Below are 16481 nucleotides of genomic sequence, written 5' to 3'. Positions count from 1 at the left end.
TCCGCACCGTACCCAGCGCCGCCCGGGAGGCTGTTCCTCCCGGGCGGCGCTGCGTCGTCAGCGCTCGAGCACGAAGTCGACCGGTGTCGACACCACCCCGTTCGCCTGGACCGTGACGGAGTGGGCGCCCGGGTAGTGCCTCCGCGTCGTGATCTCGCGGAACGAGTGCGTCCGGGTCACGGTCGCGCTCTCGCCCGCGGCGAGGCGCCGGGTCGTGAGGCGGAAGGTCTTGGGGCGCACCGAGCCGTCGGCCCGCTGGAACCCGATCGAGTAGTCGATCACGACCGTCGCCTCCGTCCCGCCCTCGTTGACGATCTCGGCCGAGATCCCGACCGAGCCGCCCCAGGGCACGGCGTCGACGGAGAGACGCGGCCGGCCGACCCGCAGCAGCCCGCCGTCGAAGCCGGCGAGGACGAGCGCGGCCGGGCGGCCCTTCTTCAGCAGGGTCCTGAGTGCGTGGCGCACCACCCGCGGCGTGTTCGCGTCCGGATGCGCCGACCAGTCCGCAGCCGTCTCGATCACGATCTCCGGATCGACGCGACTGAGGTCGTTGAGGTGGTTGGCCGTCGAGCGGCGCACGTACTCGGACTCGTCCCGGTAGGAAGCGTCGAGGATCCCCCGGGTCGCGCGCGGGTGCGCGAGCAGCCACGGCACCCGCTTCGCCCAGGGCAGGAAGGCGCGCGAGCCCTCGGTCGCGAGCCGCCGCACGTGCTCGTTCTCGTGGTCCGTCCAGGCGAGCATCACCGCGAGCGCCCGCTCCGGCCGGGCGATCAGCAGGTCGCGGATCGCGAACTCGCCGGTCAGGCCGACGGTGAGCCGTGCGAGGAGCGCGAGCGCCGCGTCGAAGTCCTCGGCCGAGCCGCTCTCGAGAGCGCGCGCGGTGACGAGCTCGGTCACCGGCCAGATCATCCACCCCTCGAGGAGAGGCTGCTCGACGAGATCGAGCACGAGGCTCTCGACGGCCGGGAACCCGGCGGGCAGATCGCTCAGCAGCGCGTCGCGCACGAGGTCCACGCGCTGCCGGAGCCGGAGGCCGTCCAGCGATCCGCTCACCGCGGCGAGCGCCGGCAGCTCCCCCGGGCCCGCCGTCCGGATCGAGGCCGCCAGCCGCTCGACGACCTCCGGGCCGATCAGGTCGTCCATCGCGCCCATGACGCTCCCTCCGTTGCTGTCCTGCACGACATCGTTCCAGGTAGGATCCCCGGGTGGACCAGGAGCGCGCGACCGACCGGGCCACGACTCCCGATCCCGCCGACTTCCCGTACCGCTCCGCCCTGCTGGCCGATCTGAGTGCGCTGATCCTGCTCTGGGAGTCCCCCACCCTCCAAGCCCAGATCCTCGCGAAGACCGGCGAGTCGCTCGATCAGCCGTCGCACCAGACCCTCCGTCACCTCCTGGCGTGGGGGCCGATGCGCCCGACCGCCCTCGCCGAGGCCCTCGGAACCGGCGCCTCCTACATCAGCAAGATCGTCGGCCGGCTCGAGGGAGACGGGCTCGTGGTCCGGACGACGGATCCCTCCGATCGCCGCGCGAACCTGATCAGCCTGACCGAGGCCGGTGAGGCGGCCGCACGGGGCGTGTACGCGCTCGGCGACAGGATGATCGCCGAGGTGCTCGAGGACTGGTCCGACGACGACGTCCGCCGCTACACCGAGCTGACCGAGCGCTTCGTCGCCGACGCGATCGCCTCGGCGGCCCGGATGCGCGAGCGCGGGCTCCTCCCTCCCGACCGCTCCCGCTAGCGGGGCACGACCGCCGCCACCAGCACCGGGGCTCCCGGCACCGTGTCGAAGCTTTGGATGCGCTCGAGCCCGCGAGTGCTCAGCCGCTCGGCGACCTCGTCCCTGGTCAGCGTCCCGCCGCCCGTGAGCGTCGCGAGCCACGCGTCCGCCGCGCGCAGCCGCTCGTCGGCGACCGGCGGGAGGGTGCCGAGCACCAGCAGACCACCAGGCCGCAGCGCTGCCACCGCCCGGTCGAGCGCTCGGTCGACGATCGCGTCGGGCAGGAACGGCAGCGGCATCCAGACCAGGTCGTAGGCGGAGTGATCGCTCAGCTCGGTCACGTCCTCGCGGCGGAGGAGGATGCGGTCGGCGACGCGCGGGTCGGCATCGCACAGAAGGGCGCGGGCGATCGCGAGCGGGCGATCGGCGATGTCGATCCCGACGACGGCCGCCGACGGCATCCCCTCGGCGAGCGCCGTCGCGATCGCTCCGATGCCGGTGCCGACGTCGAGCACCCGGGTCGGCGTGGCGACTCCGTAGGCGGGCGCCACCGACTCCAGCAGCACACGCGCCATCAGAGCGGAGGAGCGGCCCTGGGCGATCATCACGTCGTCACCCAGATCCGACCACGCCCGCACGGTGCCGCCCGCCGCGGCCGCGGCCTGGCTCAGACCGCTGACGAGGCTGCCGCTCCTGGCCCGGCGCTGCTCCCACAGCTCGACCAGCACCGACTCCGCGTCGGGCAGGGCGGCCAGGACGGCGGCTCGGGCGGGGTCCCGCGCGAGAGCCTCGGCGGGAGTGGCCGAGTGCTCGTCGCCCAGCGCCGACGCGAGCGCCGCGGTCACCAGGGCGGAGAACCGCAGCTCCGCGAGGATGCCGGGGACTCCCGGGGCGTCCGTCATCCGCCGTTCTCCTCGTGCAGGTGACGGTCGAGGGTCATCCAGTTCTCGCGATTCAGCCGGGCCGCGCCGTCGACGTCGCCGTCGCGCAGGCTCTGCACGATCGCGCGGTGCTGCTCGACCGAGTCGCGTCCGGCCAGCGAGCCGAAGCGCCGGCGCTCGGCCCGCCGGATCAGCGGAGTCGCCTGCTCGAGGACGTCGTCGATCATCGCGTTGCCGCTGAGGCCGGTGAGCACTCCGTGGAACGCGTCGTCCGCGCGCAGCGCGCCGTCGACGTCGCCGGTCTCGAGCGCCCGCGCGAAGTCGGTGTTCGCCGACTCCATCTCCGCGAGCGACTCCGGAGTGACGGACGGGCCGGCCAGGCGCGTCGCGAGGTCGTGCATCGAGGCGGCGATCTGCTGGGCGTCGGTGATGCTCTTGCCGGTGGCGGGCGTGACGATCGTGGCCCGTCCCGGCTTCGCGCTGACCAGCCCGACGCGGGCGAGGCGGAGCAGCGCCTCGCGGATAGGAGTCCGACTGACGCCCAGCCAGGCCTCGAGCTCCTGATCCCGGAGGCGCTCGCCCGGTTCGAACGTGCCGTCGACGATCGCGTCGCGCAACGCCTGGTAGACGTCGTCGCGCAGGAGGGATCGGGGGGTGACGGCGGTCGTCTTCGGGATGGGCATGCAGCGACGATAACACCCAGCGATATATTGCATGCCGTGAAACCGAGTGCTGATCGTCATTCGGTCATAGTCGCCGCTGTCCATTCCGAGACCGCGAGACGGGTGTCGAGCGGGCAGCAGCACCGCGACGAGGCGTCCCGGAGGGATCATCGCTCCTCCTTCAGGGGAGTCGTGGACGGGGCCGGCCCGCTCCGTGCAGCGAGCCGGCCTCTCGGGGGATCGTCAGCGGGTCGCGCGCACGGCGTCGAGGATCAGGTCCGCGACGGCGTCCGTCTCCGAGACGGTGACGGCGTGCGAGGCGTCGATCTCGACCGCGTGCGACTCCGCGCGGGCGGCCATGAAGCGCTGCGAGTCGGCCGGCACCGCGAGGTCCTGACGGGTCACGAGTGTCCAGGACGGGATGCCGCGCCAGCCGGCGCGCGTGGCGGCGTCCTCGAGGGCCGCAGCGGCGATCGGACGCTGGGTCGCCGCCATCAGAGCGGCGGTCTCCTCGTCCACGTCGGCCGCGAAGACCTCGCGGAACCGGTCCTGCTGGATGTAGAGGTCGTCGCCCGAGAAGCTCCCGGCCGAGAACGGGACGGGCGTGAGAGCCGGGCCGAGCTCGCCGCCGGGGAACCTCCCCGTGAGGTCGCCGGTGCTCTCGCCCGGCTCGAGCAGGAAGCTCGCGACGTAGACCAGGGCCCGCACGTTCGAGGCGCCCTCGGTCGCCTCGCTCGCGACGGAGCCGCCGTAGGAGTGTCCCGCGACGACGACCGGTCCCTTGATCGCGTCGAGCACGGTGCGGAGGTACTCGGCGTCGGCGGCGAGCCCGCGCAGCGGATTGGCGACCGCGAGGACGGGCAGCCCCTCGGCGCGGAGCCGGGCGACGACCCCGTTCCAGCTCGACGACTCGGCGAAAGCGCCGTGGACGAGCACGACAGTGGGGTGGTCGTCCTCAGGGGCGAAGGCGGTGGCGGACATGGTCTCTCCTCGGGTGTGAAAAGGGTGTTATCGGATGCAATATATTGCATGTAGGAAGAAGAAGGCGAGAGGCCGCAGGAAATTCCCGATCGGTCAGATCGTCCCGCGGATCAGGACGGGGCGGCGCTCAGGCCGCCCGGATCTCGAGCCGTGCGATGCGGCCGGCCGTCTCGGTGACGTCGAAGGCGAAGCGCAGCGGCCCGCCGGGGAAATCGCCGTCGACGGAGGCGAGGAGTCGTCCGCTCTCGAACGACATCGGCGTGATCACCACGCGGGGCTCGATCTGGTGCACGGTCAGCCACTCGCGGATCCGGTCCTGAGTGTCGTAGGTCGTCCCGTCGTCGATGACGACGGCATCGGCCGCGAACACCGCGACCAGCGCCTCGGCGTCGTGGGCATTGGTGGCGGCGACGAACTCGTCGACGGCGTCCGGGAGGGTGATGGTGCTCATGATCGTCTCTTCTCTCGTCTCGGGGGGTTCCAAGCTCGACTTTAGCAGGTTTACTGTCCTGTACGACAGTAAATGTCCTCCGCTGGGCGAGTAGGCCCGAAGGGGCGTATCGAGGCCCCGCCACTGGCACGCGCATCCGCGCCATTCCGTCGAGGAGGTCCTCGAGTGGGTGCACCGCGAGAAGGGCGAGCGGAGGTTCGAGCTGTTCGTCGAGACCCTCGACCGCGCGCAGACACGGGAGTCGGACTGGATCGACCACGGGAAGCGGATCCGCCTCGCGGGAGACTTCCACCCGGCGGGCACGACGACCACGATCACCTTCTCGGCGACCCGAACCGAGCCGGCGTCAGTCGATCCGGAGCGGATCGACCGAGCGATCGACGTCGACGACCTCGCGCCGCAGCTCCTCGGTCGCCTCCCGCTCCCCCTTCACCGACGCCACCCGGAGCGTCACGCGCTCGACGGGCACGACGGTCCTGGTGATCCCGATCCGCTCCTCGTGCAGGATCAGGACGACCGGCTCGACAGGAGCGGCCGCTCCGTCATCCGGCAGCGGATCGTCGCCGGGCAGCGGCTCCCGCACGAGTCGGATCTCCTCGCGGCGGACGTCGACGGTGATCGTCCGCTGCTCGGTGACGACGACGCGCTCGAGCCGGACGCGCTCGGTCGCGAACCGCCGCGTCGAGACGACGAGTCGCTCCTCGTGCAGAACGACGGACGGAGGGGTCTCGGGTGACGTGCTCATGCGAGGAGCCGGGAACAGGAGTGCATGGTCTCTCCGATGCGAGGAGCGAGCCGGCCGCGGGAGCGCCGGCGGAGAAGGGAACGGCCGGCCCCGCTCGAAGGAGCAGGGCCGGCCGGAGGAGTGCTGTCGGATCAGACCGCGCGGCGGGCGCTGGTCTTCTGACCGGTCTGCTGCTTCGCGGCCTCGGCGGCACGCGAGGCCTGCTCCGTCACGGACGGGGCCTTCTTCGCCTCCTGCTGGATCTTGGGAGCCTCGGCCTCGGCCTTGGTGAGGATCGCCTCCCAGCGCTGCTGCATCGGCTTGATGAGTCCGCCACCGGCACCGACGATGATGACGCCGGCGACGATCGCGAGCACGGCGATGAGGATCGGCGTGGTGACGGTCGTGGCGACCTCGATCTGGTTCAGGGCCGCGGTGGCGCCGATGAACAGGATGAAGACGGCGACGATGTTGCCCAGGAGCTTGCCGTAGGACAGGCCGCCGAGGGTGTTCTGGATGAGGCCCTTCGCGCCGGCCGCGATGGCTGCGGCGATCACGATGATGATGATCGCGACGATGATCTTCGGCAGGAAGCCGATGATGCCCTGGAGCAGGTCGCTGACCGGGTTGGGTCCGAAGACACCGAACGCGAACTGGAGCACGAACAGCACGAGCGTGTAGTAGATGATCTTCGACACGATGTCGGAGGCGTCGAGCTTCGAGTTGGCGAGCGCCTTCTTGATGCCGCCGCGCTCGACCGCGCGGTCGAAGCCGACCTTGGTCAGCAGGCGCGAGAGGCCCTTCTCGATGAGCTTGGCGACGATGAGGCCGACGATGAGGATGAGCAGGAAGAGCAGCGCGAGCGGGACGAACGCGATGACCGCTGCCAGTCCGTTCTGCAGAGCGGCGGGGAAGTTCATGGGGGGAGCCTTTCGGGGGGTGGTGCGGGGAAGGGGAGCGCGGCCGACCCGATCGGGATCGGACCGGCCGCGCGATGACGACTAGGAGCGGGTGCCCGTTCCGTCGTCGGTGGTGGTGCGGGTGGTGGTCGGGTCCACGAGCTCGATCTCCTCGTGCGAGACCTCCTCGTCCACGCGCTGCTGCTCGGTGACGGTCTCGGTGCCGAGGCTCACGCGCTCGACGGGGACGGTCTCCTTGGCGGTGACGACGCGCTCCTCGGTGAGGACCACCTCGTGCTCCTCTTCGCTGAGGTCGGGGCCCGCGAGGGCGTTCCCGGCGTTCGCCTCGGTGATCGGCTCGCGGGTGAGGGTGACCTCGTCGTGGCTGACGGGGACGGTGCGGGTGACCTGCTCGGTGACGATGTGCTTGCGCAGGCGGGCGCGGCCGGCCTCGACGCTCTCGGTGCCGACGCGCAGACGCTCCTCGGAGCGGGTCATCGCGTCGTCGGTCGTCGGGCCGGAGGTGTCGTGGCCCTCGGTGCCGTGGCCCTCGGTGACGTGGCCCTCGGTGACGAAGTCCGTGGTCGTGCCGGCGTCGGCGTCCTGGTCGTAGAGCGGGCTCTCGGCGCGGGTTCCGCCGACTCCGTAGTACGAGTACAGGGCCTCCTCGTCGTCGGCGGTGAGCGCGCCGTCGTCGTCGATGCGCGGGGCGTCCTTGACGAACGACTTCTCGTAGGCGACGCGGACCACTCCGCCGTCGAACGAGGCGTCGCTCAGCGGGGCGAACGACTCCGAGGAGCCGAAGAGGCCGGTGCGGATGGTGACCCAGGTGGGCTGCTGGCTCTCGTTGTCGACGTAGACCTGGCCGACGGTGCCGATCTTCGCGTCGTCGGTGCCGTGGACGTCGGCGCCGATCAGGTCGTTGACGGTGCTGCTGTCGATCATGGTGCACTCTCTTTCGCCGGGCACTGGCCCGGATAGCGGTGACGGATGGACGAGCGGACCGGAGACGCGTCCGTACGGGAGCACTCTCCGATTCCTCCGGAGGAGCAGGACCGGCCGGAGAGCGAGCCCCTGCAGTCACTCCGCTGGGAACGGACTTACGGTGTAAGCCACTGGTGAACCTTACGGTGTAAGCATCAGTAGGGTGGAAGAGCTTGCGCGTTCCTCCAGGACCTGATATCCGGGCCAGGTGAGCACGCAGAGAGGTGTCTTCCGTGGCCGACCGCGAACGAACGGGCAAGTCCGGCTCCTCCGCGCCACGGCTCACTCGTGATCTGATCATCGAGACCGCTCTGGCCCACATCGACCGCTCGGGGGCCGAAGCCCTCTCGATGCGATCGCTCGCTCAGGAGCTGGGCGTCGAGGCGATGTCGCTCTACCGCTACGTGCACGGCAAGGAGGACCTCCTCGAGGGGGTCATCGCCGTGCTGATGACGGACCTGACCACGAGCCTCGCCGAGGCGGACGACCAGCACTGGCAGGAGTTCCTGCAGACGGCGGCCCACGCGGTGCGGCGCATCGCGACCGACCACCCGAGGGCGTTCCCGCTGGTCGCGACCCGGCACCCGGCCGCTCCGTGGCTGCGTCCGCCGCTGCGCAGCATCGAGGTCGTCAACACCTTCCTCACGACCCTGACGGCGAACGGCTTCACCGACGCTCAGGCCGTGGGCGCGTACCGCTCCTTCAGCAGCTTCCTGCTCGGTCAGCTGCTCCTGCAGTCGGCCGTCAAGGGCGCCGAGACGTCGCCGACGGACCTCCCGCTCGACGAGGGGGACGCCGACATCCCGCAGCGGGACGGCAACCTCTCCCTCGACACCGCGCCCGAGGTCCGGCGCCTCCGCGCTCTCCTCAGCGAGGACCGCAGTGAGGAGGAGTTCGAGATCTCCCTCGAGACCCTCCTCGACCGCCTCGACCTGCAGCTCTCGCAGTAGGGCTCGGTCGGCGAGTGCCCCCTTGCTGGTCGAGTAGCCCCAGAGGGGCGTATCGAGACCCGCCGCCGCTGGGACACGGGGATCTCGATACGCCCTCTCCGAGGGCTACTCGATCACCGGAGCTGCTGGTCGAGCAGCTGCGCAGCGGCGCATCGAGACCGGGCTGCTCTGCAGAACGCCCGCGGAGGCGCGGATCACCCGAAGATCCGCCCCTCCGCGAGCACCCCCCGATACTCCGCGATCAGAGCGCGGGAGTCCAGATCCGCATCGTCGACGGTCCGCGGTTCGCCCACGTGTAGTAGGGCCGGAACTCGGCCTCGAAGCGCTCGCCGACGAGTGCCGATCCGGCCCCGTAGGCCCATCCCGCCTCCCCCGCCGACACCGCGGCGAGCGCCACCCGGGCGCCGTCCGGCGTCACGACGGGCTCCACCGAGCGGTCGACCGCGAGGTGCTCGGTGTCGAGCCCCTCCGGCAGGTCCGCCGACTCGATCGCCAGCACGAACGGTCCGCGCTCGAGAGCGACCTGGCCGCGAACGGCGTCGATCCGCGGATGGGGTGTCACGAATCGCGCGGTCATCGGGAGCGAGAGGCGCACGGTCTCCCCGGCGCGGAACGCGCGGCGCACGGTCACCGTCTCGAGTGACGCCTCCACCGGCGCCCCGTCGAGCAGCGCTGAGCCGCGCGCCCACGGCGGGATGCGGAGGGTGAGCGCGAACTCGGCGTCCTCCTCGATGCGCACGACGATCTCCCCGTCGGCCGGGTACTCGGTCTCGACCTGCAGCGCGATGCCGTCGGTCTCGACGCGGTAGGACCCGTACTGGTGCAGCTGCACGCCCTCGTCGTCCGCGGTCGCGAAGCCCAGCTCGACGCTCGCCAGCGTCCGCGCGGTGTTCGTCGGGCAGCACGACACCCAGAACCACGGGGCCCGCAGGCTCGACTGCGCCCGGTCGGTCTCGACCGACTCGTCGGGCTCCACTCCGTCGGCCCGCTGCTGCAGCGTGTTCGTGTAGAAGAAGGCGCGCCCGTCGGCCCTGATCGCAGGCAGCACCGCGTTGAGCAGCGTGCGCTCGATCAGATCCGCGTGGGCGGTTTCCCCCGAGCGCAGCAGCAGGCGCCAGCTGAGCATGTCGGACGCGATGGCCGCGCAGGTCTCGGCGTAGGCGCGGTCCGGCGGCAGCTCGTAGTCGGCGCCGAACGCCTCGTCCTGGTGGTGCGAGCCCATCCCGCCGGTGATGTAGGTGCGCCGCGCCACGGTGCTCGACCACTGGCGGCGCACCGCCTCCTCGAGCTCGGCGTCGTCGGTCTCGACCGCCACGTCGAGCGCTCCGGAGGCGAGGTAGAGCGCGCGGACCGCATGGCCCCGCAGCACGTCCGCCTCGCGGACGGGGACGTCGTCCTGGAAGTACTCCGCGCCGAACTGCACGGGTCCGAGCGTCCCCGTTCCGCGGCGCTCCACGAAGAGCCTGGCGAGCTCGAGCCAGCGGCCCTCCCCCGTCGCCCGGGCGAGCTCGGCGAGCGCCGGCTCGATCTCGGGGTGCCCGCAGACCGCGACGCGCCCCTCCGGACCGAACTCCCGCCAGACGTGCTCCGTCAGCCGCCGTGCCACCGCGGGCAGCAGGTCGTCGTGCCCCGTGCGCAGCCGGGCCACGGCCGCCTGGATCAGGTGCCCGAACGAGTACAGCTCGTGCCCCCACTCCAGGTTCGAGTAGCGGGCCGGCTGCCCCGGGCGGCCGAAGCTCGTGTGCAGGTAGCCGTCCTCCTCCTGTGCCGCGGCGACCCGGGCGACGAGCGCCTCGTACGAGGCCGCGAGCTCCGCGTCGTCCGAGCGGCCGAGCTCCCACGCCATCGCCTCGAGCAGCTTGTAGACCTCCGAGTCGACGAACTCGATCCCCGCGTGGTGATCGCCCGAGGCGTCCGAGATCGTGCCGTCGGCCGCCCGGTCGAAGTTGCCGGCCCAGCCGACCCGCTCGATCCACGAGAGGCAGTGCCCGATCACGGCCCCCGCACCGAGCTCCTGGTACCGCTTCCAGAACCCTCCGGTCAGGCGGATCTCGTGCTGCCCGAGCGGGCGGAGCCGTCCGGAGCTCGGCGCGACCGGGCCGCCGAGGGCGGAGGCGGAGGCGGTGGCGGGAGGGAGGGTCGGAGTGGGGGACGTCGTGGTCACGGAGTTCTCCTAGGTGGGACGGTCAGTCCTTGACGGCGCCGGCGGTGACTCCTGCGGAGACGTAGCGCTGGGCGACGACGAGGAGCACGGCGGCGGGGAGGGAGGCGACGACGGCGGTGGCCATGATCGAGTTCCACTCCTGGTTGTTGTTGCCGATGTAGCGGTAGATGCCGAGCGTGATCGGCTGCAGGTCCCCTCCGCTGTCGAGCGTCGAGGCGAAGACGAAGTCGGACCACGCCCAGAGGAACGCGAAGAGCGAGACGGTGACGACGGAGTTGCGGCTGATCGGCATGATCACCGACGTGAAGGTGCGCCAGGCGTTCGCGCCGTCCATCCGTGCAGCCTGCGTCAGCTCGTCCGGGATCCCGGACATGAAGGCGGTGAAGATCAGCACTCCGAACGGCACGGCGATCGTGGAGTCGGCCACGATCAGCCCGGCCACCGAGTTCAGCAGCCCCAGGTTGAGGTAGATCGCGTAGAACCCCATCGCCATGATGATCGCCGGGATCATCTGCGCGATCAGGAGCACGAACGAGAGCCCGTTCCCTCCGCGGGGCCGCAGCTTCGCCAGCGAGTACGCGGCCGGAGCGGCGATCGCGACGGTGAGCACGACCGTCCCGAGTCCCACGATCAGGCTGGTGCCGAGGAACGGCAGCTGCTCGCGCAGCACCGCCTCGTAGCCGGTGAACGTGGGCGAGAGCGGGAACCAGTCCGGCGGATCCTTGCGCATCGAGCCGGTCGGAGTGAGCGAGACGTTCACCATCCAGTAGACGGGGAACAGCATGATCCCCGTGAGCACCAGGCCGATCGCGGTCAGCCACCAGGGCCTGCGCGCGGTCACGACTGCGCCTGCTTCCGCTGCACCCGGATGTAGACGACGCCGAAGACGAGAGCCAGGAGGATCAGCAGGTTGCCGACCGCCGCCGCGGGTCCGAAGTCGGGCAGCATCGAGCCGAAGCCGAGCTGGTAGGTCCAGGTCGCGAGCGTGGTGGACGAGTCGGCCGGGCCGCCCTTCGTCATGATCCAGATGATGTCGAACACCTTCAGCGTGTAGACGAGGCCGAGCAGGATCGTGATCGCCGAGACCGGCCGCAGCAGCGGCAGCGTGATGCGCCAGAAGGTCTGGAACCCGTTCGCACCGTCGAGCGAGGCCGCCTCGTAGAGGTCCTGCGAGATGTTCTGCAGACCGGAGTAGAGGATCACGAGGTTGAACGGGATCCCGATCCAGATGTTGGCGATCAGGACCGCGATCAGCGAGGTCGACGGCGACGTCAGCCAGTTGATCTGCCCGATGCCGAACGACTCCAGGAACGCGTTGACGATGCCCGACTCGCTGTTCAGCATCCACGACCAGGTCGACGCCGACACGATCAGCGGCAGCAGCCACGGCACCAGGAACAGCGCCCGCAGCGTCGCCGAGAGCGGGAACGTCCGGTAGAAGAAGACCGCCAGCGCGAGGCCGATCGAGAACTGGAAGGCGATCGAGACGACGGTGAAGACGGCCGTGTGCAGCAGCGCGGGCCCGAAGGTCGCGTCCTGGAACACCCGCAGGTAGTTGTCGACGCCGATGAACGCCGCATCGCCCTGCACGAACGAGCGGACCGTGTAGTCCTTCAGGCTCAGCTCGAGGTTGCGGTAGAGCGGGAGGGCGTAGAAGACGAGCAGGTAGGCGACGAGCGGAGCGAGGAAGGCCCACGCGATCAGCTGGCTCCCGTCCGGGCGCGCTCGGCGCCGGCGGGGGGCGACGTCCGCGGGGGCGGAGTCCCTCCGCTCGCCGCCGCGCTGCAGCAGCCGGGCGGTCTCGGTGGTGGTGGTCATGATTCCCTCTTCCGGGGTGGGGCGGGGGTCAGGGGGGCCGGGCCGGTGCGCACGGCACCGGCCCGGCCGTCCGCCTACTTCGTGGCCGACTCGGCCGCGGCCTGCGCGGCCTTCAGTGCGTCCTCGGGCGACTGCGCGCCGCTCAGCGCGTTCTGCACGGCCGTCCAGAGCTGCTCCGAGATGCGCGGGTACTGCGTGCCGAGGTTGTCGGAGGTGCGGCCCTTCGCGGCCTGCACCGCCTCGACCCACGGCTCGAGGTCGGCGTTCGCCGCCACCTGCGCCGCCTGGGCGTCCGCGGTCGGCGCGATGTACGAGAGCGTCGTGTCGGTGGTGACGAGGTTGTCGGTCGACGTCAGGCACTCGGCGATCGCCGCGGTGGTCTCGTAGCGCGCGTCGTCGTCCTGCACCGGGATCGTCAGGAACTCGCCTCCGGTCGGTGCCGGAGCCGAGCCGCCGTCGATCGCGGGGATGGTCAGGATCCCGTAGTCGATGCCGGACGCCTTCGCATTGGCCAGCTGCCAGGTCCCGTTCTCGCCGAACGCGTACTCGCCGGTCTCGAACTCCTGCCAGCTCGTCGTCTGCGTGTTGCCGATGACGGAGTCGGGCGCGTAGCCCTTCTGCACCCAGTCGGTCCAGAGCGAGACGGCCTCGACGGCCTCCGGCGAGTCGAGCTCGGTGAGCTCTGCGCCCGATCCCCAGAACCACGGGAGGAACTGGAAGCTCCCCTCCTCGGTGCCGATGCCCGAGAACGTGATGCCCTTGCCGCCCGAGGCGGTGACCTTCGCGAGCGCCTCGGTCAGGCTCGCCCAGTCGGTGACCGAGGCGATGTCCACTCCGGCCGCCGCGAGCACCGCCGTGTTGTAGTACAGCGCGAGCGTGTTGGCTCCGATCGGGACGCCGTAGGTGTCGCCGTCGACCTCGCCCGCGGCCAGGATGTTCGCGTCGATGTCACCGGTCTCGAGTCCGTTCTCGGCGGTGGTCGTCAGGATGCCCGACTCGGCCAGCGTGGACACGACAGGGTTGTCGACGAGCAGGATGTCGGGCGAGTTCCCCTGCTGCCCGGCGAGCAGCGCCTTGTTCGTGAGGTCCGTGGTGTCGTACCCGGTGCGCTCGATGCTCACGCCCGCCTCCGTGCCGCAGGCGTCGATCAGGGTGGCCCAGTCGCTGCTCTCGTCGAACTGGGGGTACGGGTCCCAGAACGTGTAGGTGCCCCCGGCGGCCGAGGTGGAGTCGCCTCCCGAGCCCCCCGCGCAGCCGGTCAGCACGGCCGCGGCCGCTCCCAGAGCGACGGCGGCGCTGAGGCCCCGTGCGTACTTCCTCGTCCTCACGAGATGATCCCTTCGTCGTTGACGGGTCGCCGGTCCGCTTCACCGCGGCACCGAAACTACTTTCTGCCGTTGAACCTAGGCATCGACGGGGGCTGCGTCAAGAGACGTGATCGTTTCGGTCTTTTCGGTTTCCATGCGAGGATCGTGCGGAGCGCCGACCAGCGCCGCCGATCGGAGGACGCCGTGACCCCGCGCAAGCCCACTGGCACCATCACCCTGACCGACGTGGCACGGGTCGCCGGAGTCTCGGTCGCCACCGCGTCGAAGGCGCTCAACAACCGCGATCAGGTCCGCGCCGAGACCCGTCAGCGAGTCCTCGACGCCGCCACCTCGCTCTCCTTCACGCCGAACCCCTTCGCGAAGGCGTTGAACTCGACGCGCACCGGCACGATCGGCATGCTCACCAGCGACCTCGACAACCGCTTCGTGCTCCCGGTCCTCCTCGGCGCCGAGGACGCCTTCGGTGCCGGCTCCACCTCGGTGCTCCTCTGCGACGCCCGCGGCGACGCCGTCCGCGAGCAGCACCACATCAAGAACCTGCTCGCCAAGCGCGTGGACGGCATCGTGGTCCTCGGTCGCACGACCAACTCGCGCCCCTCGATCACGAGCACGATCCCCGTGCCCGTCGTCTACGCGTACGCCCCCTCCGAGGATCCCGCCGACTCGTCCTTCACCCCCGACAACGCGCAGGCCGGTGTCCTCGCCGCCCGCCACCTCGTCGAGAGGGGCCGCCGCCGCATCGCCCTCATCAACGGCGAGCCCAGCTACGCCGCCGCCCGCGACCGCGCCGCCGGCGTCCAGGAGGCGTTGACGGAGGCGGGCCTGCCGCTGGTCGGCGGCGACGTCCTCTACGGCCAGTGGTCCGAGCGCTGGGGCCGCCAGTGCGCGGAGGAGCTCGTGAACTCCCACCCCGATCTCGACGCCCTCATCTGCGCGAGCGACCAGATCGCCCGCGGCGCCCTCGACCACCTCCGCGAGAGCGGCCGCCGCGTCCCGCGGGACGTCGCAGTGGTCGGCTTCGACAACTGGGACCTGCTCGTCGAGGCGGCCCGCCCCCCGCTCTCGAGCATCGACATGCAGCTCGAGACCCTGGGCCGCGCCGCGGCGGAGGAGCTGTCGCACGCGATCCGCGGCGGAGCCACTCCGGGCGTCCGGCGGATGCCGGTGCGGCTCGTTCCGCGCGAGTCCTCGGCCTGAGGAACCCCGCTCGAGCAATCGTGCGGCCGCGATGGATTGCTCAGAGGCCCAGCGGGACGCGCCTCTCCGTCGGATCAGCATCGGGTGCTGCTTCCACGTCCGCTTCTGGGAGGAGCGGCTGGGATTCGATGTGGACGTAGGCGGTGAAGCGCGGGTCTCGGTTCCGTGCCTGTGCTGCGGTGAAGTCCGTGTCCGGCGCGAAGGCGATACCGGGACCGGGCCAGTCGGAAACGGTGAGGGCATCGACTCGACGGTATCGCTCACGCAACGAGTCCAGGACGGGCCGGGCCGCCTCTGCGACGAGGGTCCGCACAGCGTCGATGAGATCGTCGAATTCTGCGGCGATCGCGCCCGGCATCTGCTGTGTGACGGAGAGCCCACGCACATCGGTGACGAGACCGCGAGTGTCGAGGACCGCGAGAGCGACTGGCAGCACGAGAGTCGACTGGGAGTGCGCGACCGTCGTGTTCCGGTACCTCCGGATGGTCTCGTGGAGCGAGCGCCGCTCGTCCGGAATGCCGGGGAAGCAGGACATCTCATCGAGGCGGGGTCGCACGGCGGAGAGTATGAACGGCCGGACATACGCAGTGACCGCGTGCATGGTGAGCGGCATCCACAAGGCGCTGCCTTCGCCCGCCTCCCGCGCGAGCTCGAGGCTCTGAGCAGCTTCCGAAAGGTCTGATGCGTGACTGACGAGGGCTGTGGCCAGCCTGTTCTCCGGACTGTCGGGCAGAAGCGCGAAGCCGGTACCGCGGGAATCGGTCATCGCCGCCGCACGGGGGACGCGGTCGAGACGAGCTGCCCGAGCCGACCGCGGACCGCCGAGTACGCCGCGGCTCCATCGCCATCGAGGACGGGGACGCGAACGATCGGAGGACGGCCCATGGCGGGTGCCGTGATGTCTCGAAGAGAATCGTTGTACGCCCGCTGGCGGGGCCTGCCGGAGGGGCCGAAGCCGACCGCTCGTCTGCCGTGACGATACCTGTCCGCGCGAGGGCTCCACTCGTCGCAGAGCTCCAGGTAGCGAGTCAGGGAGTATCCGAGTGGAGTATCGCTCGGGTAGAGCATGAGTGCCTGGCGTCGGAAGCTCGTGAAGTGCTGGAACTCGTCGATCTCGATGAGGGTCCCGGTCGGCTGGTGGATGAAGTCGCCCGGAAGGGACTGCGTCCCCTTCGCGGTTTGATCCGCGCGGATGCCGCCCAGCGCGTCGAAGATCACCTGCAACGGCTCACGGGCGGCGGCTGCTGCCTCCGGGAGATGGAAATGCCCGCGCCGATTGACCCAGGGGAGTCGAGCTCGTTCCAGTTCGATCCCGTCAGCCGCCGCCGCGGCCTGAAAGGCTCGCTCCGCATCTCCTACTGGCATGCGCGCAGGCTACAGGGGTCCGGCAGGACGCTGATCCGGTAGGGCGTCCCGCTCTCCAGACTGTCGGCCGGAGGCGCGGACCAGACGTGTCAGCGGCCGCCTCGATCCACACTCGGAGTCGTTCCCACTCGTCCGTCGACGACGCCGATGAGGCCTGGAAGCGCCTCATCTCGGTACAGTCGCGGCTGGCCACTGCCACCCTTCTAGCCGCAAGAATGAGTAATCCATCGACCGAAGCACCCGTCTACTGGGGTCGCCGACCGGATGAATTCGGCACCGATGTGCACTATCGACCGCGACTCCCGCGGCGCTACGGTCAGGTGCCCGAGTAGCACACCGATCCGAACGGTGCCCTC

At 70.7% G+C, this 16481-nt stretch carries 17 protein-coding genes; 4 read left to right on the top strand and 13 right to left on the bottom strand.

Annotated elements, in window-relative coordinates:
- Positions 1-57 precede the first annotated feature (57 nt).
- Positions 58-1179, bottom strand: a complete 1122-nt coding sequence (locus AC0CID_RS13395) for a DNA alkylation repair protein (RefSeq protein ID WP_465227177.1) — start codon at positions 1177-1179, stop codon at positions 58-60.
- Between the two features lie 26 nt (positions 1180-1205).
- On the opposite strand from AC0CID_RS13395, the gene AC0CID_RS13390 reads away from it, so the two are divergent.
- Positions 1206-1742, top strand: coding sequence for a MarR family winged helix-turn-helix transcriptional regulator (locus AC0CID_RS13390; protein ID WP_465227176.1), 537 nt, complete (start codon positions 1206-1208; stop codon positions 1740-1742).
- Here AC0CID_RS13390 and AC0CID_RS13385 read toward each other — a convergent pair.
- From AC0CID_RS13385 to AC0CID_RS13355, 7 genes are all read right to left on the bottom strand, one after another.
- Positions 1739-2623, bottom strand: a complete 885-nt coding sequence (locus AC0CID_RS13385) for a class I SAM-dependent methyltransferase (RefSeq protein WP_465227175.1) — start codon at positions 2621-2623, stop codon at positions 1739-1741. The two genes, AC0CID_RS13390 and AC0CID_RS13385, sit on opposite strands and share 4 nt — an antisense overlap.
- A complete protein-coding gene (locus tag AC0CID_RS13380) occupies positions 2620-3285 on the bottom strand; it encodes a GntR family transcriptional regulator (RefSeq protein WP_465227174.1) in 666 nt (221 codons plus the stop codon). The genes AC0CID_RS13385 and AC0CID_RS13380 overlap by 4 nt, the downstream gene beginning before the upstream one ends.
- A 222-nt stretch (positions 3286-3507) precedes the next feature.
- Positions 3508-4245, bottom strand: coding sequence for an alpha/beta fold hydrolase (locus tag AC0CID_RS13375; protein ID WP_465227173.1), 738 nt, complete (start codon positions 4243-4245; stop codon positions 3508-3510).
- Between the two features lie 127 nt (positions 4246-4372).
- Positions 4373-4696 (bottom strand): nuclear transport factor 2 family protein, encoded by a 324-nt coding sequence (locus AC0CID_RS13370; protein ID WP_207403818.1) that lies wholly within the window; start codon positions 4694-4696, stop codon positions 4373-4375.
- Positions 4697-5042: 346 nt separating this feature from the next.
- Complete coding sequence (locus AC0CID_RS13365; RefSeq protein WP_465227172.1) at positions 5043-5441, bottom strand: YsnF/AvaK domain-containing protein; 399 nt, start codon at positions 5439-5441, stop codon at positions 5043-5045.
- A 131-nt stretch (positions 5442-5572) separates the two neighbouring features.
- The gene (locus AC0CID_RS13360; RefSeq protein ID WP_465227171.1) at positions 5573-6340 is read right to left on the bottom strand and encodes a mechanosensitive ion channel family protein; all 768 of its coding nucleotides are present in this window, start codon (positions 6338-6340) and stop codon (positions 5573-5575) included.
- Between the two features lie 81 nt (positions 6341-6421).
- Positions 6422-7264: a DUF2382 domain-containing protein gene (locus tag AC0CID_RS13355; RefSeq protein WP_465227170.1), complete on the bottom strand. Its 843-nt coding sequence runs from the start codon at positions 7262-7264 to the stop codon at positions 6422-6424.
- Positions 7265-7536: 272 nt separating this feature from the next.
- Here AC0CID_RS13355 and AC0CID_RS13350 point away from each other — a divergent pair, with 272 nt between their 5' ends.
- On the top strand, positions 7537-8253 hold the full coding sequence (locus tag AC0CID_RS13350; protein ID WP_465227169.1) for a TetR/AcrR family transcriptional regulator C-terminal domain-containing protein: 717 nt from the start codon (positions 7537-7539) through the stop codon (positions 8251-8253).
- Positions 8254-8494: 241 nt separating this feature from the next.
- Here AC0CID_RS13350 and AC0CID_RS13345 read toward each other — a convergent pair whose 3' ends face one another.
- From AC0CID_RS13345 to AC0CID_RS13330, 4 genes are all read right to left on the bottom strand, one after another.
- A complete protein-coding gene (locus tag AC0CID_RS13345) occupies positions 8495-10417 on the bottom strand; it encodes a glycoside hydrolase family 127 protein (RefSeq protein WP_465227168.1) in 1923 nt (640 codons plus the stop codon).
- A 22-nt stretch (positions 10418-10439) separates the two neighbouring features.
- On the bottom strand, positions 10440-11258 hold the full coding sequence (locus AC0CID_RS13340) for a carbohydrate ABC transporter permease (protein WP_307786258.1): 819 nt from the start codon (positions 11256-11258) through the stop codon (positions 10440-10442).
- A complete protein-coding gene (locus AC0CID_RS13335) occupies positions 11255-12235 on the bottom strand; it encodes a carbohydrate ABC transporter permease (RefSeq protein ID WP_465227167.1) in 981 nt (326 codons plus the stop codon). The genes AC0CID_RS13340 and AC0CID_RS13335 overlap by 4 nt, the downstream gene beginning before the upstream one ends.
- 74 nt (positions 12236-12309) lie before the next feature.
- Positions 12310-13563: a sugar ABC transporter substrate-binding protein gene (locus tag AC0CID_RS13330; protein ID WP_465227166.1), complete on the bottom strand. Its 1254-nt coding sequence runs from the start codon at positions 13561-13563 to the stop codon at positions 12310-12312.
- A 183-nt stretch (positions 13564-13746) separates the two neighbouring features.
- Here AC0CID_RS13330 and AC0CID_RS13325 point away from each other — a divergent pair, with 183 nt between their 5' ends.
- The gene (locus tag AC0CID_RS13325) at positions 13747-14760 is read left to right on the top strand and encodes a LacI family DNA-binding transcriptional regulator (protein ID WP_465227165.1); all 1014 of its coding nucleotides are present in this window, start codon (positions 13747-13749) and stop codon (positions 14758-14760) included.
- A 40-nt stretch (positions 14761-14800) separates the two neighbouring features.
- On the opposite strand, the gene AC0CID_RS13320 is transcribed toward AC0CID_RS13325, so the two are convergent.
- Complete coding sequence (locus tag AC0CID_RS13320) at positions 14801-15526, bottom strand: hypothetical protein (protein WP_465227164.1); 726 nt, start codon at positions 15524-15526, stop codon at positions 14801-14803.
- A 329-nt stretch (positions 15527-15855) separates the two neighbouring features.
- Here AC0CID_RS13320 and AC0CID_RS13315 point away from each other — a divergent pair, with 329 nt between their 5' ends.
- On the top strand, positions 15856-16167 hold the full coding sequence (locus AC0CID_RS13315; RefSeq protein WP_465227163.1) for a hypothetical protein: 312 nt from the start codon (positions 15856-15858) through the stop codon (positions 16165-16167).
- Positions 16168-16481: the final 314 nt, after the last annotated feature.

It is taken from the genome of Rathayibacter sp. AC451, from assembly GCF_979253095.1.
The sequence above is the reverse complement of the archived record's forward strand: the minus strand, read 5'-3'. Positions and strand labels throughout refer to the sequence as shown.